We start from the raw sequence: 1031 nt of genomic DNA, 5'->3' as shown, positions 1-1031 counted from the left end.
GTCAGTTGACCTGGTTCCGTAATCGCATGCAGGTGACCTTTTATCAGATAGGAGAGTCTGGCGTGAAGGAGCGTATTCTAAGCCAGATTGAGGAGTTTTTAAATGATTGAAACGGAGAAAAAAGAAGAACGGGTCCTGCTAATTGGTGTTGAACTGCAGGGCATGGATAATTTTGACCTGTCCATGGAAGAGTTGGCCAGTCTGGCTAAGACTGCTGGAGCAGTCGTTGTAGATAGCTACAGGCAAAAACGTGAAAAGTATGACTCCAAGACTTTTGTCGGATCTGGTAAGTTGGAAGAAATTGTGCTCATGGTGGATGCTGAGGAAATTACTACTGTCATTGTCAACAACCGTCTGACACCACGGCAAAATGTCAATCTAGAGGAAGTTCTGGGTGTCAAGGTCATTGACCGTATGCAGTTGATTTTGGATATCTTTGCTATGCGGGCTCGAAGCCATGAAGGGAAACTCCAAGTCCACCTAGCCCAGCTCAAATATCTCTTGCCTCGCTTGGTTGGTCAAGGAATCATGCTCAGCCGTCAGGCAGGGGGAATTGGTTCCCGTGGTCCAGGTGAGAGTCAGTTGGAACTGAACCGTCGTAGTGTTCGCAATCAAATCACAGATATCGAACGCCAGCTCAAGGTGGTAGAGAAAAATCGGGCGACAGTCAGAGAAAAACGCTTGGAGTCAAGCACCTTTAAGATTGGCTTGATTGGCTACACCAATGCTGGGAAATCAACTATCATGAACAGCTTAACCAGTAAGACCCAGTACGAAGCAGACGAGCTGTTTGCGACCCTGGATGCGACGACAAAGAGTATCCATCTTGGGGGCAATCTTCAGGTTACCTTGACTGATACGGTTGGTTTTATCCAGGATTTGCCAACTGAATTGGTGTCCAGTTTCAAGTCAACTTTGGAAGAAAGCAAGCATGTGGATCTTTTGGTTCATGTCATCGATGCCAGCAATCCTTATCACGAGGAGCATGAAAAAACGGTTCTGTCTATCATGAAAGACTTGGATATGGAGGA

The 1031-nt window shown here is 46.4% G+C and carries 1 protein-coding gene and 1 pseudogene; both read left to right on the top strand.

Annotated features, from left to right (window positions below):
- Nucleotides 1-110 (top strand): annotated as a pseudogene (locus GMD1S_RS12045) (tRNA (adenosine(37)-N6)-dimethylallyltransferase MiaA); the annotation flags it as partial.
- Nucleotides 103-1031 (top strand): GTPase HflX (gene hflX, locus GMD1S_RS10435; protein WP_000573177.1); only part of this gene is annotated, 929 nt, incomplete at its 3' end. The pseudogene GMD1S_RS12045 and the gene hflX, both read left to right, overlap by 8 nt.

This window comes from Streptococcus sp. GMD1S (assembly GCF_000296875.1).
In the GTDB taxonomy this organism is placed as follows: domain Bacteria; phylum Bacillota; class Bacilli; order Lactobacillales; family Streptococcaceae; genus Streptococcus.
The sequence above is the reverse complement of the archived record's forward strand: the minus strand, read 5'-3'. Positions and strand labels throughout refer to the sequence as shown.